Genomic DNA, 24007 nt, shown 5'->3' on the forward strand with positions numbered 1-24007 from the left:
GCGATCGCAGATCCTGCCACCCTTCATTAATATTCAGCCTCATCGGAACACGGCACGGGGTAGCCGCTTCGACTCTTCTGCGCGGTGAATCACGACTACGGAGTCGAACACCTCGATCCGGTCGATGATGGTGGCCGCGAACGGCACCTCGACTGTCTCAAGCCGCTTGGGATGGTCCTCCATGATCTGGTAGACCGAGCTCATCTCCATATAATGAGCATGCATCGCGTCCATCAGCCATTTGGTGAAATCGATGAACGATTGACGCTGGTCACGATAGATCGTCCAGTAGTTCGCACAGACATCCTCGACGATATAGACACCGCCGGGCCGCAGGCGCGGAAACAGATACCTGAATGACCCGATCATCTGCTTCGGGGTGTGGCCACCATCATCGAGGACGGCGTCGAACGGGCCGAACTCCTCGACCACCGTCCCGAGGAAGTGCGGATCGGTCTGGTCACCGATCCGCACGTGGATATCACGCCCCGGGTCGTCGTGCTGCGCAGACTTGGGGCTGATGTCCAGACCCACAATGGTGGCCCGTGGCAGGTGTTCCCGCCACATCTGTAGGGATCCGCCCCGGTCCACCCCGATCTCGAGCATTCGCTCGATCCCCGTGAGAGCGCGCTGGTAGATGGGCAGGTAATGACGCAGCTTGTGGACGTTGTCGGTGTTCTCGAAGATTCTCCCGATGGGGGTATCCGCCGGTGCCGAGTCGTCGGCGCGCATCGAGACCGTCCTGGCCAGGTCCGGACCCAGCGCACCGAGCATTCGACGGCGGGACCCGTACGGATAACGTCGCGCAACAAACGGAGGTTTGCCCTGCAGTGCCAGACGGAAGAGCGGCATGGTCACGAGATCCTTTGCTGTCCTTTGATGTTCGAAAAACATCGCCCATTCTCAGAATCCCGAAATGCCATGCGAATCAGCCTACCGACATATCCATGGCGACACCTGTGCGCTAACTGTCCTCGCGCGGCGATAGTGCCCGTTCTCGCGGCGCGGGGCTATCCGAACCCGCAGGCCCCGCGCGCGTCGCCGCCTGATCGGCATGCTTGCGTTTAAGGCGCGACTTGAGCGCGAGGGCACGCTTCTCGACCAGGAACCAACTGAACGCGGCGGGCACCAGCGTTGCACCCGCCGAAACAACAAAGAAAACAAACGGATTCAGGCTGGCAAGGCCCGCGACAGCTAAGAACTGCTGCGTCGGCGAGGCATAGATATAGACACCGTATGACAGGTCCGTCTGGATGTTCATGCGCTTGTTCTTGATCAGGACACCCGAAACGACGACGGCGTAGGCAAGCGGAAGAGCACCGATGACGCGGTAGTCGGGCAGCATGCCCGATGCCAGCACAATCACCACGCTCACCGACACAAGCGACCACCGGGCCGGAATCACATCTCGCCACTGATACAGCAGTGCACCGGCGGAAAACATGATGGCACTGCGCACCGCGAGCTGCGGAATTGTCCATAGCCCCGGGAAGGTCAGCGGCGGCAGGAGAATGGCCGCAATCGTTGCCAATATCAGTATCACCGGTGCGGTCCAGCGACGGCTGGCGAGCCCCAGTAGCCCCAGCCCCGCTACGGCGATGTAGCACATCACTTCGAATACGAGCGACCACAGGGACGCGTTCCAGATTCCCGGATACGGGATATCGCGCGGCGTCCCACCCACGTCGAACTGGAGCTGAATCAGCGCGCTGTTCTTCAACATGTATTCGATCGGCGCACTGGAGAACAGCAGCCTCGCGGCCGATCCGCCCTGGATCGCAACGCTGAGCGGAGCGATGACAAACGCCGTTACCGCCAGTACCACGTAGTACCCGGGCAGGATGCGCAGGGCTCGCGCGATGAAGTAGTCGCGCGAGCTGGGATTACGGAGCCAACTAGCAGTGATCAGAAATCCCGAAAGAGCAAAGAATCCGTCAACTCCTACCGAAAACAGCAGTTGAAGTATCGCCTTGGATTCCACTACGTGACCAGTAAGCGGAAACGAGTGAAAAAGGATTACCTCTGTCGCCAGGGCGAGCCGACATGCGTTCAGCGCGTTGTTTCGCGGATCGAATACAGAACCGAGCTTCATGCGCCTCCACCACTCTTCGCCGGAAGCGTCATCGTATCGTCATCTCAGTTCGAGATCAGGCTTTCCGGTGTTTCCACATGTAGTTGGAAAACATTGTCACAACTGATGATTCATGTTCACGACAGGGTTTCTCGTCACCAGATCACAGCGGGGCGGCGATTTGCTCAAAAGCGATTCGGGCAGTCCTTGTCGATCCATTCCAGAAGTGCGTGCAGGCCGTCCTCGAGCGTCCACTTCGGGCTCCACGCGAGCTGCTCGATTGCCGGCTCGACGTCACAACTCGCGGCGCGCACATCGCCATCCCGAAACTTTCCGACAACGGTGGGTTCGGGTGCCGCACAGATTTCGGCGACCTTACGGGCCAACTCATGAATGGTTGTCGCAGTGCCAGAACCGATGTCGAGAGTGCGTCGCTCGACTGCGGGTGTGTGTACCGCGGCAAAGAGCGCATCGACAACATCGTCGATAAAAACGAAATCGCGAACTATCCGTCCATCCTCGTACACCTCCAAGGACTGCTTCTCGCGCGCCAGACGCGCGAAGAGCGTGACGATTCCGGTGTACGAGTTTGTCAGTGACTGGCCGGGCCCATACACATTCTGCAGACGCAGAACGCTGAGGTTGGTGTCATGGGCGGCAGCCCAGGAAGCCAACAGATGTTCCTGGGCGAGTTTTGTGCCCGCATAGATATTGGTGGGCCGGGGCTCGGTCCTACTGGCGCAGCTGGCGAGCGGCTCCGAAGACTCACCGGTGGGACCCTTCGGATCCCACCGGCCGGCAAGTAGCTGGGCATGGCTGCGCGGGCGCGGGTAGAAGACTTCCGTACCGGACTGCCAGGCACCTTCGCCATACACCGCGCGCGATGATGCAAGTACCAGCTGGTCGGGCACAAATGCCGCACGGCTCAGGGCATCAAGGAGTTGGGTGGTACCCACCACATTGACCGAGCCGTGACGCGTCGCTTCCGAAAGCGACTGCGCGGTACCCGTCTCCGCAGCTAAATGGACAACCTGCGAGGGTTCGAACAACCGCAGCACGGCATCCCAGTCAGGGGCATGGGTCACGTCGCCCGTGAACAGCCGCACCGATGGCGGGAGGTCGATGTCCCGGCCCCTGGCATGCACCTGAGGATGTAAGACGTCCATCACCGCGACGTCGTATCCCGCCTGCACGAGGCGGTTGGATAGTGCGGATCCAATGAATCCCGCTCCACCAGAGATGAGTACAGATGTCGACAAAGCCGATTCCTCCCGTTCTTTACGGACCAGCCAGGTAACCGGCACGCACCGGTAATGCGTTCCAGGTCAATGATATCGATGGTCCAGATGACATCGCGCGGGGTTCTTCCCGCATGGACTGACCCACGATGACAACTGACCTAAACACGAGCAGCCCGCTCCTCCAACAGGTCGGCTGCCTTGCCGACACTCTCGTACGGCTTGGACATGTGCGGAGCGATCTCCCGAGCCCGAACCGCATAGTCCGGGCTGAGGATCTCCCGCAGGTCTGAGACCAAGGTGTCCCAGGAAGTGGTCGAAAAGCGCCGAGAGGCGCCCACTTTCATGCGCTTGAGCTGATTTCCCCAGAATGGCTGATCACCAACGGTCCACAGGATCAAGGTAGGCACTCCGGCGCGTAGGCTCGCAGCCGTGGTGCCCGACCCACCGTGGTGAACAATCGCCCGACTCACCGGAAAGACTGCCGCATAGTTCACCACGCCGACCACCTTGACGTGCTCGGGTGGCCGTACGTCGCCGAAGTCGGTGGCGCCGGCGCATACCAACGCGCGCTCCCCCAATTCCGCGCATGCTGAACCGATCATCTCGACGGTCTCCGCCGGAGATTCAACCGGAATGCTTCCCGAAGCGAAACAGATAGGCGGCGGACCGGCGGCAATCCAGGACATGACCTCGTCATCGGCCGCGGTGGTCAACTCCATGGTCAGCGCCCCCACGAAAGGCCTGCGCTCGCCGTACTTCGCCCACTCATCTGCCAGCCCGCGGAAGCAAATGCGGTCGTAGGCCTGGATTTCCAGCGACCCACGCTGCCCGATCCGACGCGGCGACGGGCTTGTCGCCTTCGGCAATCCCAGCTCGCGCCGTTGCGCATCCTCCGCCCTCTTGGTCACACGCCAGGTCAACCAGTCGTAGGCGGTCATCGCTGTGCGGGTCACCGGCGGCGGTAGGACGGGAAAGAGCTGACCATTGGGGCGCCACGGCATGGTGTGTAAGGCAACCAGTGGGATTCCGTAGAACTCGGCAACATTGGCGGCCGGCTCCTCATAGCCCACACTGGTCGACAGAAGATCCGCCCCCTCGGCCACCGACACAAGGGCCTTACTCATTTCCGACCACTGTTCGGTGACCAGTTTCAGTGCCTGCTGACACAACGCGACCAAATCCTGAACCCTCCAAAAATGACGGGTCCACGACATCCACAAGTCGCGATACTCATCAAGCTGGGGCCCCACCTGGACGCCGTAGGGAACTGCCGAGAGCCCGACAGACTCGGCGAAGCCGATCAAGTCTGGCGGCACCGCCATGCGCACTTCATGGCCTCTGCGCTGCAGTTCTCGTCCGACAGCAACGGCAGGTTCGATATCGCCGCGCGTGCCATAACTTGCCATGGCAAATTTCATGACGGTGTCGACCTCCCCGATATGTTAGGTACTCGCAGAATGGCCGTCGGTGTTGCCGGTCATTATTACCGATCTTGTGCTTCCCGGATAGCCTCACAAGGATGGGCATACATCCGTCTCCAAATTTCAGAACATCAATTCAGCTACAGCCGAAAGAATTCCGCTTCCCGGGCTGCCACACGTGAAATCGCTGTCGCGCGGGAATGCGGCAATGCAATACCGGCCGGCCCAGGTTCGGCAGATCGCACGATATCCATATGCGACTGCGGGCGCGCCGGATCCACCTTGACATACTTTGTCGCTACACACCGTTCACCAAAGCGACCTGCATGCCCACTGCCGGCGTTTGATTCCGTCGGCATTCCACCTAGATACGCGATAGGGTGACCTACGGGTTGCGCCACGACAACGTACAAATTGTCCCCGCCGCAACCGAACTCGCATTGTCGTCGAGTAGGAGCACACATGCGCGGCATCATTCTCGCGGGCGGTTCGGGCACGCGCCTGCATCCGATAACGACGGGTGTCAGCAAGCAGCTGCTACCGGTGTACGACAAACCGCTGGTCTACTACCCGCTCTCCACGCTGATCATGGCCGGGGTTCGGGACATTCTGGTGATCACCACCCCCTCGGACGCCCCGGCATTCGAGCGACTCCTCGGAGACGGCTCGGCATTCGGCATCAACCTCACCTACGCGGTCCAGCCCAAGCCCGAGGGCCTCGCGCAGGCGTTCGTGATCGGAGCCTCGCATATCGGCACCGACACGGCGATGCTCGCCCTGGGTGACAACGTCTTCTACGGGCCCGGGTTGGGCACGAGTCTGCGCCGGTTCGAGAACATCAGCGGTGGAGCCATTTTCGCGTACTGGGTGGCCAACCCGTCGGCATACGGCGTGGTGGAGTTCGACGCCGCGGGCGTCCCATTGTCCCTGGAAGAAAAGCCCGCGACGCCCAAATCCCACTATGCGGTGCCCGGTCTGTACTTCTATGACAACGACGTCATCGAGATCGCGCGCTCGCTGAAGAAGTCGGCTCGGGGTGAGTACGAGATCACCGAGGTCAACCAGACCTATCTGGACCAGGGACGTCTTTCTGTCGAAGTGCTACCGCGTGGAACCGCGTGGCTGGATACGGGCACCTTCGATTCACTGCTGGACGCGAGCGACTACGTGCGCACCATCGAACGCCGACAGGGCCTGAAGATAGGCGTACCGGAAGAAATTGCGTGGCGCGCAGGTTTCATCAATGACGACCAGCTCGCTGCGCGTGCTCAGGAGCTGCTCAAGTCTGGATACGGAAGTTACCTACTTGAGCTCTTGCAGCGGAAATAACCCGATCTTCTGGTCGTCGGTAACGCAATGGACGGTGAGACGTATAAATAGTCATGGGTCTGAGAACACCCTGGGCCTTGAGTTCCCGTGAATACGTAAAGTTGATGTGGTCGGTACGAGGAGGCAATTGAGAACATGAACAAAAAGTCATTGACGAAGATTGCGGCGGTGGTAGGCGGTGCCACGCTGGCGTTGAGCGCCGGCGCAGGGCTCGCATCTGCCGACCCCGTTACAGACGAGATGGTGAATAGCACCTGTACGTACGATCAGGCGAACGCGGCACTACACGCGGAGAACCCGATGGCCGCGGAGTACTTCGACGCGTCGCCACCCAACCAGCAGTTCATGCGAGAGTTCCTCGGTGCGCCGAAAGACAAGCGGATCACCATGATCAACCAGGTGAGGGGCAATCAGGGGATCGAGTACGTTATCCCCGTCTTCCAGCAGATGGTGCGCAGCTGCCACAAGTACTGAGTCTTCATACGCAAGGGCCGGGCCGAGGTGAACTCGCACCCGGCCTTTTGCGTATGCGCCGCATCAGGCACAGAATTAGTTGAACGACAACGTGATTAGTCGTTGAATTTCGGTAGTTCCGTGGTCGGCTCGTCATCGTCGAGGCGGCCCGGGGCAGGCGCCGCCGGGCGCGCGCCCACCGGCGCGAGCAGCGCACTCGGCGGACGCGGACGCACTCGCTGCGGCCACCAGAACCATCGGCCCAGGAGGGCCGCGATCGCCGGCGTCATAAACGAGCGGACGATCAACGTGTCGAACAACAGGCCCAGCCCGATCGTGGTTCCGATCTGACCGATGATCTGCAGATCACTGACCACCATCGAGGCCATAGTGGCCGCGAACACCAATCCGGCTGAGGTGACGACCTTTCCGGTGCCGCCCATCGCCCGGATGATGCCCGTGTTCAGCCCCGCACCCAGCTCCTCTTTCATACGAGACACCAGCAGCAGGTTGTAATCGGATCCGACCGCCAAAAGGATGATCACGGACATCGCCAGCACCATCCAGTGCAGATTGATGCCAAGGATGTACTGCCACAGCAGCACGGACATGCCAAAGGACGCGCCCAAGGAGAGGGCCACCGTACCGACGATCACCAAGGCCGCGATGAAGCTTCGGGTGGTGATGAGCATGATGATGAAAACCAGGCAGATCGCCGCGATGCCCGCGATCAGCAGGTCGTACGTGGAGCCGTCTTTCCAGTCCTTTGCCGTCGATGCGGCGCCGGCCAGATAGATCTTGCCTCCCACCAGTGGCGTTCCCTTGAGTGCCTCTTCCGCCGCATTCCGAATCTGCTCGATCCGCGTGATGCCCTCCGGCGACATCGGATCACCGTTATGGGAGATGATGAACCGCACCGTCTTTCCATCCGGCGACAGGAACGAACTCATCGCACGCTGGAAGTCCGGGTTCTTGAACACCTCTGGAGGCAGGAAGAACGAGTCGTCGTTCTTGGAGGCATCGAATGCCTGCCCCATGGCCATCACGTCATTGGTGGATTCGTCCATCGAAGCGAACTGCCCGGACATGGTGGCGTACATGGTGAGCACCGAGGTGCGCATGCTCTGCATGACCGAGATCATCTGAGGGAACTGGACAAGCAGCTGCGGCATGATGGCGTCCAGCTGATCCATGTCCCTGACCAGAACCATCAGCCCGTCATCGAGCGCGTCGACCGCGTCCAACGCATCGAAGATCGATCGAAGCGAGAAGCAGATTGGGATGTCGAAACAGTGCTTCTCCCAATAGAAATAGTTGCGTATCGGTCGAAGGAAGTCATCGAACAGCGCGATACTGCCCCGCAAGTCGTCGGTGAGCTGCTGCACCTCATGGGTGTGGCCCGTCATGCGGTGCGTGGTCTCGGACATCTGCTTCATCACGAGGTATGTGTGCTGCATCGTCGCGATCATCTTCGACATGTCGTCGGCCTGCTTTTGCATGTCGGCGATGCGCTTCTTCTGGAAGCGGGTCGCCTGCACCTGGCCGGCGCTTTGCAAGCTGAGCAGGAAGGGCACCGATGTGTTGGCGATCGGAGTTCCCTCGGGCCGGGTGATCCCCTGTACCCGTGAGACTCCGCGCACCTTGAAAATGGCCTTCGCCACCTTGTTCAACACCAGGAAGTCGGCCGGGTTCCGAAGATCCCGGTCGGTTTCGATCAACAACACATCGGGCGTCAGTCGCGACTCGGAGAAGTGACGTTGCGCGGCAGCGAATCCCTGATTGGCCGGGATATCCCCGGAGATGTACAGCCGGTCGTTGTAGCTCGTCTTGTATCCCGGCAGCGTGGACAACCCGACCAGTGCCACTGCCAGTGAGGCGACCAGGATGGGTGCGGGCCAGCGGACAATGGCCGTACCCAGCCCACGCCACCGCTGAACCCGCAGCTTGCGCTTGGGTTCAAGCAGTCCGAATCGGCTGGCCACCGCAATCCCCGCGGGTACCAGGGTGACCGCGACCGCGACGGCCGTCAGCATTCCGATGGCACAGGGGATTCCCATGGTCTGGAAATAGGGCAGCCGCGTGAAATGTAGGCACAGAATGGCCCCGGCGATGGTCAGTCCGGAAGCCAGGACGACGGGAGCAACACTGCGATATGTGGTGTAGTAGGCCGTTTCCCGGTCCTCACCGGCCTGGCGTGCCTCTTGATAGCGACCGAAGAAGAAGATCCCGTAATCGGTGCCTGCGGCGATGCTCAAGAAGACCAGCATGTTGACGGCGAATGTCGACAACACAAAAACATCGTGGTAGCCGAGGAACGCCACAATGCCTCTGGCCGCGGCCAATTCGACACCCACCATGATCAGCAGCAGGATCACGGTGACAACAGAGCGATAGAGGATCAACAGCAGCGTGAAGATGATGACCACGGTGACCGCGGTGATCTTCAAAATCGATTTGTTGCCGGCATGCTGCATGTCCGAAGCGAGCGGCGCCGCACCGGCCACGTAGACCTTCACATCGGTGGGCGCCGAAGGCAGTGTCCGATTGACGATTTCGCGGATCGCGGCCACTGATTCGTCACCCATCGCGGTGCCCTGATTGCCGACGAGATTCAGCTGCACGTATGCAGCCTTTTCATCGGGACTCTGCACACTCGAGGATGTCAGCCGATCGCCCCACAGATCCTGCACGTGCTCTACGTGTTTGGGATCGTTCCGCAGCTCGCGGATCAGTCCGGCGTAGTACGTGTGCGCGTCCTCGCCGAGCGGGTCCTTCCCCTCGAGCACGATCATCGCGGAGCTGTCAGAGTTCGATTCGTTGAAGTCCTTGCCCATGCGCATGATGGCCTTGACGGCCGGCGCATCCTGCGGCATCAGCGATACCGACCGCTCTTCTGCAACGTTCTCCAATGCCGGAATCGCCTTGGTCAAGTCCCAATTGACCGATGCCAGCGTCGTATACAGAATTAGCGCCAGCCAGCCCAGGATGATCAGGGGCGACAGGTTTCGTATGGTTCGCGCGATGAACGGGCGCGACTGCTCGGTACTCATGCGCCGCCGCTAGTTCCTCTGCAGCACGGAACGGACGAGGCGCGGTCCCTTCCACCCGTGCACCGCACCGACCGGCCGGGGCGACACCTGCAGTGGCCACCAGAACCACCGGCCCAGGAGCGCGGCAATGGCCGGGGTCATGAACGCTCGCACGATCAAGGTGTCGAACAACAGACCCAAACCGATCGTGGTGCCCACCTGCCCCAGGGTGAGCAGGTCGCTGACGATCATGGAGCCCATCGTCGCGGCGAAGACCAGCCCGGCAGCGGTCACCACCTTGCCGGTACCGCCCATCGCCCGGATGATGCCCGTATTGAGGCCGGCGCCCAACTCCTCTTTCATGCGCGAGACGAGCAGCAGGTTGTAGTCAGAGCCCACCGCCAGCAGCACGATGACCGACATGGCCAACACCACCCAGTTGATCTGGATGCCGCAAATGTGTTGCCAGACAAGCACAGACAAACCGAATGACGCACCCAGCGACAACGCCACGGTCCCGACGATCACCAGCGCGGCCACCAAGCTTCGCGTCATCAACAACATGATGATGAAAATGAGGCACAGGGCAGCGACCCCTGCGATCAAGAGGTCGTATTTTGATCCGTCGACCAGCTCACTGACACCCGCCGCCGTACCCGCCAGAGAGATCTTCGCGTGTTCCAGCGGAGTTCCCTTGAGTGCTTCCTCCGCGGCGGTCTTGATCGGATCCACCCGCGCAATGCCTTCGGGTGTCGCGGGATCTCCACGCTGAGAGATGAGCATGCGCGTCGACTTGCCATCGGGCGACATGAAGATCTTCATGACCCGCTTGAAGTCCTTGTTGTTCAGCACATCCGGCGGCAGATAGAAGGAGTCATCGTTCTTTGAGGCGTCGAACGCCTTGCCCATGGCCGTCGAGTTCTCGGTGGATTCATCCATCTGGGCGAAGATGCCGGACATCGTGCTGTGCATCGTCAGCATCGATTCGCGGGTGCTCTTCATGGTGTCGATCATGATGGGGAACTGCTCGAGCAGCTGCGGCATCAGCCTGTCCAGCTCGTCGAGGTCGCCCACCAGAGTCTGCATCTTGTCGGTCACCTGATCGACGCCGTCGAGCGCATCGAAGATCGACCTGATCGACCAGCAGATGGGAATGTCGAAGCAGTGCTTCTCCCAATAGAAGTAGTTACGGATCGGTCGCCAGAAGTCTTCGAAGTTCTCGATGTGGTCGCGCAGCGTCGACATATCTTTCTGAAGATCATGCGTGGTGCTGACCATCCGGTGAGTCGTCGCCACCATCTGTTTCATCAGGTCGAACATGCGCTGCATGAGCGCGATCGTCGTTCCCATGTCATCGGCCTGCTTGAGCATGTCGTCCATGCGCGCACGCTGGAACGGCAGGCTCAACCGCTGGCTCGCATTCGACATGCTGAGCATGAACGGCACTGAGGAGTGCTCGATCTGGGTTCCCTCGGGGCGCGTGATGGACTGCACGTTGGCGATGCCGGGGACCGCGAAGACGGCCTTGGCCAACCTGTTCAGCACCAGCAGATCAGCCGAGTTACGCATGTCGTGATTGGCCTCGACCAACAGAATGTCGGGCGTAGACATCTTCGATTCCGGGAAGTGCCGTGAGGCGGCAACGAGTCCCTGGACCGCGGGGATGTCCTTGGGTATGTACTTCGCGTCGGTGTAGCTGGGGTTGTATCCCGGCAGTGTCAAAAGACCGATGAGTGAGATCGCCACCGTCCCGGCGAGGATCGGTCCGGGCCAACGCACGATCGCGGTACCCAGCCGCCGCCAGCGGCGCGTGGTCACCTGCCGCTTGGGATCGAACAGCCCGAAGCGGCTACCCGCGGCGATGCACGCCGGAACCAGGGTGAGCGCAACCGCCACCGCGACCAGGATTCCGACCGCGCCCGGGATACCCAGCGGCTTGAAGTACGGCAGCCGGGTGAAATGCAGACACGCGATCGCACCGGCGATGGTCAGGCCGGATGCCAGCACAACCTTGGCCACTCCGCGGTAGGCGGTGTAGTAGGCGGTCTGGCGATCCTCGCCCGCCTGACGCGCCTCCTGATAACGCCCGGTGAAGAAGATTCCATAGTCCGTACCTGCGGCGATGCCCACAGACACCAGCAGGTTGACCACGAAGGTGGTAAGACCCACGATCCCGTGCATACCGAGGAACGCGACCAGTCCTCGCGCAACCTGCAGCTCGATGCCGACGGTGAACAGCAAGATGATGACCGTGATGAATGACCGGTAGAGCAGGAGCAGCATCAGGAAAATCACGCCAACACTCACCAAGGTGATGAGGATGACCGTCCGGTTTCCGCTCTCCGACATATCGGAGACGACGGCGGCGGGACCCGTGACATAGGTCTTGACCCCCGGCGGCAGCCCCGGAGTGTCTTTGACGATCTTCTGAACGGCTTCCACTGATTCGTTCGCATCAGCCTGGCCAAAACGCCCGGTGAGATTCAATTGCACGTAGGCGGCTTTGCCATCGGCACTCTGGGCCGCGCCGGCGGTTAGCGGGTCACCCCAGAAGTCCTGGATATGCTGAACATGTTTCGGATCGTCCTTCAATTGACGGACGACGGCGTCGTAATACTTGTGCGCATCGTCGCCGAGAGGGTTCTCTCCCTCGAGCACGATCACCGCGACGCTCTCGGAATTAGATTCCTGGAAAACCTTCCCCATCTGCGTCATTGCTTTGACGGAGGGTGCGTCCGGCGGGCTGAGGGAGACCGAATGCTCCCTTTCGACGATCTCCAGCGGCGGCACCTTGACGGTCAGCAGGACAGTGATCGCGAGCCAGCCCAGGATAATGAATACCGCACCCTTGCGGATAATGGTCGCCATTATCGGTCGGTGTGATTGACCTTTGCCGTCGCTCTCGCTCATGCGGCCTTCAGCAGGCATGAGGTAAAGGCATTGGTCTGATTTGTCACCTTCTCGGACTTAACCTCATCGTCCACGATGATGCGGCACCCGATACTGCGACCATCCCCCTGCGCCATGATGCTTCCCACCGCTGTCGTCTTACCGATCTCAAATTTCACCGACCATGGCAATGGGATTTTCTGAATGAACAGCGGATCGCCATTGACATCGAAATAGCTGATATCGGCCACATTCCCCGGCGATCCGAAAACCTCATACGACATCTTCTTGGGATCAAACGATTTGGCGTCACTGACATTCGTATCGGCATATGACGGACGGTTCTCGGAACCGAATACACCGTGAAGCCGCGACACCGTAAAACCGCCGGCGCCAATTACCGCGAGCACCAGTAGCGGAATCCACAGACGCATCAAAAGCCGAAGAATCGTAACCCTCCTCGTCTATCTCCGCATCCGGCACCATGCTCGGACATGCACATCCCAATTGCAAAACGCGGAACACCTCAGCGGCGCTCCCCGGCCGTTAAAGATTAGACCATGCATGAGAGTCGCGTATGTACCCGTTGCACACCCGATATGCAATGAGTAGCACGCTATTTTGGATACGGACGTGTACAGATTTACTGCATACCGCCATGGGCAACCACGATCGCCCGATTCTCCAATTCCTACGAATGGGTGAACGGATGGCTAATCAGCAGCTGAGACCCCCCTTTGTGACCTCGCGGCCGAACCAGCGGCCACAGTGGCGCCGGTCATAGCGAGAGACAGCTCAGCCGGCCATGTTCGCCGGTGACCCCCTCCCGGTTGGGCCCAGAAAGCAAACCAGCTTGATTGCTCGTCAGCATCCGGCTCGCACATCGCGATCCCGGGCGCATCCTGGGCCTATCCACACCTTGCCAAGACTGCGAAGGAGAAGTTCGCAAGGCGCGTACGCTGGTCAGCGTGTCCAAGACGTACGTTGGAGGGCGCCTTCGTCAACTCCGCAGCGAACGCGGGTTCAGCCAAGCTGCACTTGCCCAGATGCTGGAGATCTCCCCGAGCTACCTCAACCAGATCGAGCATGACGTCCGCCCCCTGACCGTCGCGGTGCTCCTGCGTATCACCGAAGTGTTCGGCGTCGACGCGACGTTCTTCTCCTCCCAGGACGACAGCCGCCTCATCGCCGAGCTGCGCGAGGTGGTGCAGGACAAGGACCTGGACATCGACGTCGATCCCGCCGAGATCGCCGACGTAGTCGCCGGACACCCCGCCTTGGCACGCGCCATGGTCAATCTGCATCGGCGCTACCGGATTACCACCACACAGTTGGCCGCGGCCACCGAGGACCGGTACACCGACGGCAGCGGCAGCGGTTCGATCACCATGCCGCACGAGGAGGTGCGCGACTACTTCTATCAGCGGCACAACTATCTCCACGAGCTCGACACCGCGGCCGAGGACCTGACGGTTCGGATGCGCATGCACCGAGCGGACCTAGCCAGAGAGATCGCCGACCGCATCACCGAGGTGCATGGCGTGCAGATCGCCCGGCGCATCGATCTCGGCGACAGCGTCCTGCACAAGTACGACCCGGTGTCCAAGACGCTGGAGATCAGCAACCACCTCTCCGGGGGTCAGCAGGTTTTCAAACTGGCCGCCGAGCTGGCGTACCTGGAGTACGGCGATCTCATCGACACCATGGTCGACGACGGCAAGTTCACCTCCGAGGAATCGCGCAAACTGGCACGGCTGGGGCTGGCCAACTACTTCGCCGCCGCCACGGTGCTGCCCTACCGACAGTTCCACGGGGTGGCCGAGGACTTCCAGTACGACATCGAGCGGCTGTCGGCGTTCTACTCGGTGAGCTACGAGACCATCTGCCACCGGCTGTCGACCCTGCAGCGTCCGTCGATGCGCGGGGTCCCGTTCTCATTCGTCCGGGTTGATCGTGCCGGAAACATGTCGAAACGTCAGTCAGCCACCGGATTTCACTTCTCCTCCAGCGGCGGTACCTGTCCGCTGTGGAACGTATACGAGACCTTCGGCAACCCGGGCAAGATCCTGGTGCAGGTGGCGCAGATGCCCGACGGGCGCAACTACCTCTGGGTGGCACGCACCGTCGAACGGCGTGCGTCACGGTATGGACAGCCGGGTAAGACATTCGCGATCGGGCTCGGATGCGAGTTACGGCACGCGCATCGGCTGGTCTATTCGCAGGGCCTGGATCTGTCCTCCGAGGGCGCGACGACACCCATCGGCGTGGGTTGTCGGGTCTGCGAACGTGACAACTGCCCCCAGCGCGCCTTCCCCGCACTCGGGCGGGCTCTGGACCTCGACGAGCATCGCAGTACGGTGTCGCCATACCTTGTCCAGCAAGAAGGAGCCCGACAATGAGCGATGGTCGCATCCCACCAGGTGGTCTACGCGAACTCGGACCGATCAACTGGGTGATTGCCAAGGGGATGGCACGCGCGATCAGCGCACCGCAGATGCACCTGGCGACCACACTCGGACAGACGGGCACCCGGTTCTGGCCGTGGCTGGCGTATTCCGGCGCCATCCTGCGCGGCACCAAGCTGTCCACCCGTGACACCGAGGTGGTGATCCTGCGCGTGGCGCACGTGCGCGAATGCGCGTACGAGCTGCAGCACCACACGCGCATCGCCAAGTCCGCCGGGATCGATCCCGCATATCAAGAGCGCATCTTCGCGGGGGCCGAGGCCGAGGGACTCTCCGACAAGGAGCGCGCCCTCATCACCGGCGTCGACGAAATACTCACCACCAGAACACTTTCCGATGAAGCATGGGAAGGGCTCTCCAAGTACCTGGATCGCCGCCAGCTCATCGGCTTTTGCCTACTCGTCACGCAGTACGACGGCCTGGCCGCGACCATGTCGTCGTTGCGCATCCCGCTGGACCTCTAGTCATCGAGCAAGGCCATCAGATCCTCGTGGTAGCGCTCGCCCTCCGCGGGCGCGACCGTCTCCAACTGCGATAACTGCGCATCGGAGAGGACCACATCCACGGCTGCCGTGTTCTCTTCGACGCGTGCGGCCTTCGTGGTCCCGGGGATCGGCACAATGCCCTCGCCGCGAGACAACAGCCAGGCCAGCGCGATCTGAGCCGCCGTCTCCCCCGTCTCGGCCGCGACGGCTTCGACGGCGCCGACGATCGCGCGGTTTCGTTCGAGGTTCTGCTGGCTGAATCTCGGCAGGTTCTTTCGGAAATCGCCCTCTGCCAACTGATCCGCGGATTGTATTGATCCCGTCAGGAATCCACGGCCCAATGGCGAGTAGGGCACCAGACCGATTCCCAACTCCCGCAGAGTCGGCAGCACCGCGGACTCCACATCCCGCGTCCACAACGAGTATTCCGACTGGACCGCCGCGATCGGATGTACCGCATGCGCGCGGCGGATGGTGGCCGCCGAAGCTTCCGACAACCCTATGTGGCGAATCTTGCCCTGCGCCACCAATTCGGCCACCGCGCCGACCACCTCTTCGATCGGCACCGTGGGATCGACTCGATGTTGGTAATAGAGGTCGATGTGATCGATTCCCAGTCGACGCAACGATCCTTCCACCGCGACAGCGATATTCGCAGGCGAGCTGTCGGGCTGGAACGTCGCACCGGTGGCATGCGAAATCAGTCCGAACTTCGTCGCCAGCACTACCTCGTCGCGACGGTCTGCGATGGCCTTACCCACCAGTTCCTCGTTGGTGTAAGGGCCGTAGATTTCGGCGGTGTCGATCAGGCTGACGCCCAGATCGAGCGCGCGATGGATGGCCTGGATGGACCGAGTGGCATCCGGACCACTTTCCGCGGCCAAAGGTTGATACCCCGACGACATCGACATGGCGCCCAGGCCGATCCTTGACACCGATAGCTCACCGAGCTGCGTGTACTTCATGTCAGTTCTTCTTTCCTCCGGCGGGTTGAGCCGAGGCGTCATTGACCGACTCCGTGTAGTGCGCAACCTTGAAATCGACGACCGCGAGGTCCTCGGTGAGCCGCTCCATCGTGGCCAGGATTCGGACACGCTGCGCGAACAGCAGTTCCAGACGCTCGGCGTGTGTCTCCGCGCCGCCCGACAACAACTCGATGAACCGCCGCATATCCCGCACCGGCATACCCGTGCGGCGCAGCCGCAGCATCAGCTCGACACGTTCGATGTCATCGTTGCGGAAGCGACGGCGGCCCCCGGCGTCCCTGGCTACCCGGGGAAACAGCCCCTCCCGTTCGAACCAGCGCAGCGCATCGATCGACAGGCCGGTTCGTTCGGCGACGTACGAGATGGGGAACCCCTCGTTCTGCGGCTCACTTGTGGTCACAAAAGCCACGGTAGAACCTGGAGTCAACTCCAGGTCAAGTGAAGATTCTGCGCAGCGCGCCACGAAAGTCCGCGCTGGTACCGGCGACGGCGCCACGGGGGCCGTTGACACGTCCCGGATGCCGCCTCACCATCGGAGCATGCGCTTGGCCGAGGACTGTAGGTAGGCGCGCGATTTCGTTTGCGCGCTGCCTGTTTCAGCTCACCTCCCGCCAAACGAAGGTTTCTCCGCATGTCCGCTTCCGCCCATCAGCTCACCGTCAACGGCAGATCCCTTCAGAACGCCGAATCTCACGGCCTCGAGCGCGACGCCGTCGGGTCCTGGGGCGTCTTCGCACAGGGATTGGCAGCGGCAGCCCCCAGTGTCGCGGTCGCAACGGTACCGTTTTCCCTGTTCGTAGCGGCCGGCAAGGGTGCCGCCTGGGCCGCGGTGATCGGCCTGGTGGCGGTGATTCTGATCGCCACCACCATCAGCTTTCAAGCCAAACGGACCGTGTCCTCGGGGTCGCTCGGCACGTATGCCGGCAATGGATTGGGCCCCGGTGCCGCGTATGCCGCCGGATTCAGCCTGCTCATCGGATACATCACCTTCGCGACCACCGGCACTCTCGGCGGCGTGCTGTACTTCGAATACTTCCTTGACGCAATCGGAATCCGCTCGGAGGCAACACTCTTCAAACTCACGCTGGTCGCCGTCGTCGTCGCGGTCGCCGTCTATCTGCCCTACCGCGGTGTCTCCATCTCCGCGAAATATGAGCTCGTCTTCGAAATCATCGCCACCGCACTGATCTTGATCATCATTGTGGCCTCGTATGTCAGCTACGGCTGGCGCATCGACACCGAGCAGTGGTCGCTGTCCAACTTGGGTAATAGCACCACCTTCATCGCGGCGGTCACCGCGGTCGGTGCGTACGCGGGATTCGAGAGCGTCGCGTCCCTCGGCGCCGAATCACGCGACGCGCACCGCACCATTGCCCGCTCCCTGCTGCGCGTGGTGCTGATCATCGGCGTCCTCTACATCCTGGCCACATACCCGCAGATCCTGCAATTCCGGAACATCGACGGCGACAGCGCGATACTCCCCCAGGTCGCTACGAATTCCGGTGTGGCATGGTCGATCTACCCGATTAGCCTGGCGGTGACCATCGCGTTCATCGTGTTCGTCACCGCCGTCATCAACTCAGCGGCGCGCGGGCTGTTCACCCTGGCCCACGAGGGAGCGCTTCCAGCGACACTCGCCAGGGTCCACCCGGTCTACAAGACCCCCGTCGCCGGCATCTTCCTCATCGGCATCATCGCGGCAGCCTTCTCCATCACCGCCACCCTCAGCTCGGTAGGCCGCTTGGTGTTCGACGTGTACGGAAACTACGTGGCCAACTGGGGCTTTCTCACCAGCTATCTGCTGGTGGTGGTGGCCACCCCGATCTGGCTGTACCGCATCAGAGCACTCACGCCCGCGCGGCTGGCGGTGTCGATAGCGGCCACCCTGGCCATCGGGTATGTGATCTTCAGCAATTTCTACCCGGTCCCCGCTTTTCCGTTCAACATCCTGCCGCTCATCTTCGGCGCCATACTGCTGGCCGGGCTGCTGCGCTACTGGTTCTTGCGAGCCCGGCGACCCGAAGTCGCAGCCCGGATCGGTTCCATCCAAACACTTTCCGATTCCGAGAAGGAACGGCTGACCGAGCTCGGCATCCTCGAAGTGCTGCATGAGGAACCGGCCGTCGAACCCAAAACCGCCGATTCAGGAGTTCTCGTCAAATGACCACCGTCGCCTCCTCGCCCACCCGCGCCTACCTGGGAGTTGGCGACACTGAATTCGCCGCGTGGACGCGGGTCGCCCGACGCGTCGCCGAGGAACTGGCAGCTACCGCGCTGGAAAGAGATCGTGCCAACCAGAACCCCATCGCCGAGATCGGACTGTTGCGCGAGCACGGGCTACTGTCCTTCGCCACGGCCCACGAATTCGGTGGTGCCGGAGGAAGTCTGACGCAGGCGCTGCAACTCAGCCGGATCATCGCGGCAGCCGACGGGTCCATCGGCCAGCTGCTGGTCTACCACTACTCCAACGGCGTGTGGACCCATATCCTCGGGTCTGCGGCCCAACGTGAACACATCGCGCGCGGAGTCGGCGAGCACGGCTGGTTCCAGGGCAGTGTCAGCAATCCACGAGATCCGGGCATCACGGTAACCCCGACAGCGCAGGGATACCTGGTCAACGGCAAGCGCACCTTTGCGACCGGGGTCGCGGTGGCCGACCTGATCACCGTGCTGTTCTACGAACAGGAGCCGATCAACGCGATCATCCCCCGCGACCGGGAAGGCCTGCGGTTCAACGACGATTGGGACAACCTCGGGCAGCGGCTCACCGCAAGCGGCAGCGTCGAATTCGACAATGTGCTGCTACGCCACGACGAGGTGCTCACCGGTCTCGAGGAGTACGGTGACCGCCGCGAGCTCCGCGACGGACTGCGGGCATTGTTCAGCCAGTTGATCTTCGTCCACCTCTATCTCGGGATCGCCGAGGGCGCACTCTCCGCCGGCGTCACCTACATCAGGGACAAGGGCCGTCCATGGCCCGAAGCGCATTCCACGGAGGTCACCGAGGACCCGTACCACCAGCAGCTGCTGGGGCGTCTGTCCGCAGGGGTGGCCGCCGGGATCGCCCTGGCCGATGCGGTGACACGAGAGTTCGAACAGACCCTGGCGTCCGGACACGAACTGTCAGCGGACCGGTGGGGTGCGCTGGCGATTCGCGTCGACCAGGCCAAGTCCATCGCCACCGAGGTAGCCTTGGATGTGACGCACAACATCTTCCAGGCCACAGGGGCCCGCTCGACGGCGAATTCCGTTGGACTGGATATCTATTGGCGCAACGCCCGCACGCACACCACTCACGATCCGCTGCCCTACCGGCAACGCGAGATCGGCCGATATCTGTTGACCGGTGAGTGGCCGTCACCGCGCAGCCTCAACGGGCTGGGAGGCCTCGCCGAGACGACACAGGGCAAGCGATCGTGACGGATATCCGCTTCCTCCAGACCTCCGAGGAGCGTGAGCGTGCCTTCACGGTGTTCTGGCGGGCCATGGTTGGGCTGCCACCCCTGGGTGATCTCGCGATCGACGGATTGCTAGAACCCGGGCGGTATTTGGGAGCGTTCGACGGCACCGAGCTTGTCGGCGGGGCCGATTCCTACACCAGCTGGCTGACTGTCCCCGGCGGTTCGCGGGTTCCACACGCGGCCGTCACACATATCGGCGTACTACCCACCCACACCCGGCGCGGAATCCTCACTACGTTGGTCTCGCGACAGCTCACCGATATCGCGGGACGAGGCGCGGTAGTCGCCAGCCTGCGCGCCTCCGAAGCGGTGATATACCGACGCTTCGGCTACGGGGTGGCGACCAGCAGCGCAACCTATCGCATTCAGCGGCGACGGGCCCGGCCACACAGCCCCATCGATTCCGGTCCGATCACGCTGCTCGACGCGGCAGCGTCACCTGAGGTGCTCGCCGCGATCTACGATCGTGCGGCATGGACCGGGGCCGTGGCACGCCCACCGCAATGGTGGCGACTACACGAGCTGATCGATGCGTCGGCCCCGGGCAAGCCATACGTGGTCACTCATCCGGACGGCTACGTGAGATACCGCCCGCATGACACCGCCGAGTGGTTCGCCAGTAATGCACGCACCATATCCGTCGACGATCTTGTCGTGCATAGCGATGACGCCTACCGCGCGCTGGTCGGTCACCTGTTGGATCTGGACCTTGTCGATGTCATCGAGCTCGGCCCGCGCCCCGTCGATGACCCGCTCCCCCACCTGGTGACCGATCCCCGCTCGGTGACGCTCACCGGCGTCCGCGACGAGACCTGGCTACGGCTTGTCGATGTCGAGGCGGCATTGGCAGCGCGCACCTATGCGGACAAGGCACCGGTGGTGATCGAGGTACACGACGACCTGTTGCCACACAACTCGGCGCGGTTCGCGGTGGGGGCGGACAAGGTTCGGCGTACCCAACACACCCCCGATGTGTCACTCGATATCGCTGTCCTCGGTTCGGTGTATCTCGGTGGAAATTCGTGGACGCAACTGGCTCGCGCCGGACTGGTGTCCGCGCAGTCAACGGGGGCGATCACCTCGGCTGATGCCCTGTTCTCTACCGGTGCAAAGCCTTTCGCCGGCACCAACTTCTAGGAGCGCACTGTGACTGATGGTCTTCGCCAACTTCACCTCCTTGCCTTCGGCAATGTGCGCTCGGGCGGCGCGTGGCGACTTCCCGGCGTGCGGAACGGTCCCGCGAATCAGCTCGATACCCTGGTCGCCACCGCGAAAGCAGCCGAGGCGGCCAAGTTCGATGCCATCTTCTTCGCCGACGGCCTCAACTTCGGCCCGGAAGCCACCTGGGCGCACAAGTCCACCGAGGACTTCGAACCACTCACTGCCACCTCATACCTGGCCGCCGTCACCGAACGCCTCGGCCTGGTCGTCACCGGATCATCGACCTTTCAACCGCCGTATCACCTAGCGCGCCAACTACTATCGCTGGACCACCTCAGCGCGGGACGCGCCGGGTGGAACCTGGTGACGAGCTTCGCGCAGGCGGCAGCCGCCAACTTCGGTGATCGTGGCTTCCTCCCGCACGATGAGCGCTACCGTTTGGCGGAGGAAACTCTCCAGGTCGTGAGGGCACTCTGGCATTCCCTGGAGGCGGACACCGTCATCGAGGACCGCGCGACCGGAATCTACAACGATGTCAACAAAATTCACGTGACCAATCACGACGGTGAGTTCCACAAGGTCAAGGGCCCACTGGGCGTCACACCCTCCCGGCAGGGGCAGCCGGTGATCTTTCAGGCCGGATCTTCCACTACAGGTAGAGCGTTCGCCGCCAAAAATGCTGAAGTTGTCTTCACCGGGCAGACTGATATCGACCGAGCGAAGAGCTTCTATCGACAGCTCCACGACGAAGCCCGCGCCTCCGGACGGTCCTCGCTGCCCTTGGTCACTCCGTCACTCGGCGTCGTTGTCGGTTCCACCGAGGCCGAAGCGCATGCCACGGAAAGCACTGTCTATGAACACTTCATCCCCGAATATCAGGCGGGATGGCTCCTCGAAGTGGATGTCAACGTCATCGGCGCCGACCTGGACGGTCCCGTGCCCGCGTCCGCGTTCCCGGACAGCACCGAGACTCATCAAACCGCACTCGCCGGATACAAACACCTTGCCACCGTGGGCAATCCAACAGTTCGCGAGTTCCTCTACCGTACCCTGAACGCGTTTGGCACTCGCTTTGTCGGTTCCGCGGAACAGGTGGCCGATCAGATCGAACTGTGGTTCACCGAAGGTGCGGCCGATGGATTCATTCTGAGCACTTCGGGGCTGCCCGGCCAGTTTGAACTGTTCACCGAACAGGTGGTGCCAATCTTGGTGCGCCGGGGCCTCTTCCGCGCCGAATACACCGGAGCCACACTGCGCGACCACCTGGCCTTGCCCTGGCCCGCCCCGGTGCGTACACCCGCTCTGCTTGCCTGAGCGCTAATTCTCAGCGGCGACCTCTCGCAGCGTTCCGTCCTTGACGTCGTAGATGAATCCGCGCACGCTGCCCTTGCGCGGGACAAACGGGTTGGCCTTGATCCGTGCCACGGACTGGCGGACGTCTTCGTCCAGATCGGTGAACGCCTCGGCCGACCACGGCGGTTTGATACCGGTCTCGTCCTGAATCGAACGTTTGAAGGCGTCGTCGGTGAAGGTCAGCATGCCGCAATCGGTGTGGTGGATGAGAATGATCTCTTCGGTTCCCAGCAGCCGCTGCGAGATGGCCAATGACCGGATCTCATCCTCGGTGATCACCCCGCCCGCATTGCGGATGACGTGTGCGTCACCTTCGTGAAGGCCGAGCAGACCATACGGATTCAGGCGTGCATCCATGCACGCCACAACCGCGACCTTGCGGCCCGGCGGCAGGGGCAGATCACCCTTGTCGAAGTGCGCCGCGTAGGCCCGCGCATTGTTCAGCAGCTCGTCAGTGGTCGACATGGCGTGAAGCTACGCTCGAGCAATTACATGGTCAACGGTTACGAGCGGTCTGATCCCAGATGTGATCGCACACCCTCAACAAGTACTCACGGACGCAGCCGTACGGCGGATGCCAACCTCCGTTCAACTCAGACATCGCATCGCGAACCAACCCGCGGACCTCGCCGTCCAAGCCGACAGCAAGTAGCTCGCCGGGCGCAACAGCGAAGGGCACGGCAGAGCTCGAACCCACGATCTGGAGCACCGACAGTCGCTCGCGCGTTCGAGGTCCGAACATGGCCACACTTTGACGTTCGAGTTCGTCATGGAATTCCTGCGCGCTGAGAATTCCTTCCCGCCAACGACTCCCGTCAAGAATCTGTCCGATGGACAACACCTCGCCGATGTAGCTGCTGGTCAATCCGTTAGTGACTGCCAAGAGTTCCTGGTGTTCGGAATCCAACGCAGCACCGAGATGCGCTGTCAGCAAGTTCAATTCGGACTGACTGGCGCCGGGACGGCGCTGCGCTGGAGTCACGGACTCGACAAGCGCCGTCAGTTCAGCGAGCTTCGCGACGATCTCGGCCATCGTCGGTGGTGACGAGCGGATATCGCGCCCCCAGGTTCGGGCATGGGGGCCCATCTCCTGCTCGGCCAGGTACATGCCCTGCTCAAGATTCTCGTGATGCAGATACGAGTACAGGTCCGGCCACATCGTCCGCGAATCGATGTCGAGCCGGAACACACTTCCCGCTCGTGCTTCGTCGGACTGCCCGGTGTACAGATAGAGGCAGCCCGCATAGCCGTTGCCGGTGTCGGCGATCGGCACGAACTGGGTCGAATCGTTGCCGACACCCAGGTCATCGGCGGTATCTGTCTCATCAAACCATTGCGCGATGGTGCGAGCGGTCTCATCCCAACGATCGCCGACACCAATATCGCTGGTGCCCAACAAGTTCGTACTGAAGTGATAGCTCTCCCAGCCATCAGCCACACCGAGGAACTCACGGTACTGCGGATCTAACGGATGGCCGAGCCGTTCCTCGGTAGCGTGAAGTTGTTCCTCAGTGGCACCAGGATTTGGGTGGGTCACCGGATACAGTCCGTCGTCCACCGAGGCATGCCGCCGCTTATTGTCGATCATTGCGTCGAGTAGTTGACGCCAAGCGTGCATTCCAACTGGTTCCGCCACGTTTCCCCCTCTACCAGCCAGCAGATT

General features: G+C 61.8%; 19 protein-coding genes. 8 read left to right on the plus strand and 11 right to left on the minus strand.

The genetic code is table 11. The features are described 5' to 3' along the window. Positions 1-39: 39 nt before the first annotated feature. The 4 genes from BB28_RS20740 to BB28_RS20755 form a co-directional block, all read right to left on the minus strand. Positions 40-774, minus strand: coding sequence for a class I SAM-dependent methyltransferase (locus BB28_RS20740; protein ID WP_046254866.1), 735 nt, complete (start codon positions 772-774; stop codon positions 40-42). A 190-nt stretch (positions 775-964) separates the two neighbouring features. Next, positions 965-2092, minus strand: coding sequence for an acyltransferase family protein (locus tag BB28_RS20745; protein WP_046254867.1), 1128 nt, complete (start codon positions 2090-2092; stop codon positions 965-967). A 164-nt stretch (positions 2093-2256) separates the two neighbouring features. Next, on the minus strand, positions 2257-3330 hold the full coding sequence (locus BB28_RS20750) for an NAD-dependent epimerase/dehydratase family protein (protein WP_046256034.1): 1074 nt from the start codon (positions 3328-3330) through the stop codon (positions 2257-2259). Positions 3331-3470: 140 nt separating this feature from the next. Next, positions 3471-4730: a glycosyltransferase gene (locus BB28_RS20755; RefSeq protein WP_046254868.1), complete on the minus strand. Its 1260-nt coding sequence runs from the start codon at positions 4728-4730 to the stop codon at positions 3471-3473. A gap of 465 nt (positions 4731-5195) precedes the next feature. Between BB28_RS20755 and rfbA the strand changes: the two genes are divergently transcribed. Together rfbA and BB28_RS20765 are read left to right on the plus strand one after the other, a co-directional pair. Then, positions 5196-6062, plus strand: a complete 867-nt coding sequence (rfbA, locus tag BB28_RS20760) for a glucose-1-phosphate thymidylyltransferase RfbA (protein ID WP_046254869.1) — start codon at positions 5196-5198, stop codon at positions 6060-6062. Between the two features lie 135 nt (positions 6063-6197). Further along, the gene (locus BB28_RS20765) at positions 6198-6536 is read left to right on the plus strand and encodes a hemophore-related protein (protein ID WP_046254870.1); all 339 of its coding nucleotides are present in this window, start codon (positions 6198-6200) and stop codon (positions 6534-6536) included. Between the two features lie 95 nt (positions 6537-6631). Here the strand turns inward: BB28_RS20765 and BB28_RS20770 are convergent, their stop codons facing one another. From BB28_RS20770 to BB28_RS20780, 3 genes are read right to left on the minus strand one after another with little or no spacing between them, the layout of a single operon-like run. Further along, positions 6632-9565, minus strand: coding sequence for an MMPL/RND family transporter (locus BB28_RS20770; RefSeq protein ID WP_046254871.1), 2934 nt, complete (start codon positions 9563-9565; stop codon positions 6632-6634). Positions 9566-9574: 9 nt separating this feature from the next. Beyond that, positions 9575-12454 carry an MMPL/RND family transporter gene (locus BB28_RS20775; protein ID WP_046254872.1) on the minus strand — a complete coding sequence of 960 codons (2880 nt, stop codon included), beginning with the start codon at positions 12452-12454 and terminating at the stop codon, positions 9575-9577. Next, positions 12451-12867: an MmpS family transport accessory protein gene (locus BB28_RS20780; RefSeq protein WP_030096365.1), complete on the minus strand. Its 417-nt coding sequence runs from the start codon at positions 12865-12867 to the stop codon at positions 12451-12453. The genes BB28_RS20775 and BB28_RS20780 overlap by 4 nt, the downstream gene beginning before the upstream one ends. 534 nt (positions 12868-13401) lie before the next feature. On the opposite strand from BB28_RS20780, the gene ramB reads away from it, so the two are divergent. Together ramB and BB28_RS20790 are read left to right on the plus strand one after the other, a co-directional pair. Then, positions 13402-14832, plus strand: a complete 1431-nt coding sequence (ramB, locus tag BB28_RS20785; RefSeq protein ID WP_030096364.1) for an acetate metabolism transcriptional regulator RamB — start codon at positions 13402-13404, stop codon at positions 14830-14832. After that, positions 14829-15362, plus strand: coding sequence for a carboxymuconolactone decarboxylase family protein (locus BB28_RS20790; protein ID WP_046254873.1), 534 nt, complete (start codon positions 14829-14831; stop codon positions 15360-15362). Before ramB ends, BB28_RS20790 begins: the two co-directional genes overlap by 4 nt. On the opposite strand, the gene BB28_RS20795 is transcribed toward BB28_RS20790, so the two are convergent. After that, positions 15359-16348, minus strand: coding sequence for an aldo/keto reductase (locus tag BB28_RS20795; protein WP_046254874.1), 990 nt, complete (start codon positions 16346-16348; stop codon positions 15359-15361). The genes BB28_RS20790 and BB28_RS20795 overlap by 4 nt on opposite strands. Position 16349: 1 nt before the next feature. After that, positions 16350-16769, minus strand: a complete 420-nt coding sequence (locus BB28_RS20800) for a MerR family transcriptional regulator (protein WP_046254875.1) — start codon at positions 16767-16769, stop codon at positions 16350-16352. Positions 16770-17000: 231 nt separating this feature from the next. On the opposite strand from BB28_RS20800, the gene BB28_RS20805 reads away from it, so the two are divergent. Genes BB28_RS20805 through BB28_RS20820 form a run of 4 tightly spaced genes read left to right on the plus strand, consistent with a single transcriptional unit; the run spans position 17001 to position 22305 of the window. Beyond that, positions 17001-18533 (plus strand): APC family permease, encoded by a 1533-nt coding sequence (locus BB28_RS20805; protein WP_046254876.1) that lies wholly within the window; start codon positions 17001-17003, stop codon positions 18531-18533. Continuing rightward, the gene (locus tag BB28_RS20810) at positions 18530-19789 is read left to right on the plus strand and encodes an acyl-CoA dehydrogenase family protein (RefSeq protein WP_052740305.1); all 1260 of its coding nucleotides are present in this window, start codon (positions 18530-18532) and stop codon (positions 19787-19789) included. The genes BB28_RS20805 and BB28_RS20810 overlap by 4 nt, the downstream gene beginning before the upstream one ends. After that, complete coding sequence (locus BB28_RS20815; protein WP_046254877.1) at positions 19786-20967, plus strand: GNAT family N-acetyltransferase; 1182 nt, start codon at positions 19786-19788, stop codon at positions 20965-20967. The genes BB28_RS20810 and BB28_RS20815 overlap by 4 nt, the downstream gene beginning before the upstream one ends. Before the next feature lie 9 nt (positions 20968-20976). Further along, entirely contained in the window at positions 20977-22305 is a 1329-nt protein-coding gene (locus tag BB28_RS20820) for an NtaA/DmoA family FMN-dependent monooxygenase (RefSeq protein ID WP_046254878.1), read from the plus strand. Between the two features lie 3 nt (positions 22306-22308). Here BB28_RS20820 and BB28_RS20825 read toward each other — a convergent pair whose 3' ends face one another. Beyond that, positions 22309-22809 carry a beta-class carbonic anhydrase gene (locus BB28_RS20825; RefSeq protein WP_046254879.1) on the minus strand — a complete coding sequence of 167 codons (501 nt, stop codon included), beginning with the start codon at positions 22807-22809 and terminating at the stop codon, positions 22309-22311. A 31-nt stretch (positions 22810-22840) separates the two neighbouring features. Continuing rightward, positions 22841-23980, minus strand: a complete 1140-nt coding sequence (locus BB28_RS20830) for an SMI1/KNR4 family protein (RefSeq protein ID WP_126315434.1) — start codon at positions 23978-23980, stop codon at positions 22841-22843. Positions 23981-24007: the final 27 nt, after the last annotated feature.

The sequence above is a fragment of the Mycobacteroides chelonae CCUG 47445 genome, assembly GCF_001632805.1.
GTDB classification, from domain to species: Bacteria; Actinomycetota; Actinomycetes; order Mycobacteriales; family Mycobacteriaceae; genus Mycobacterium; species Mycobacterium chelonae.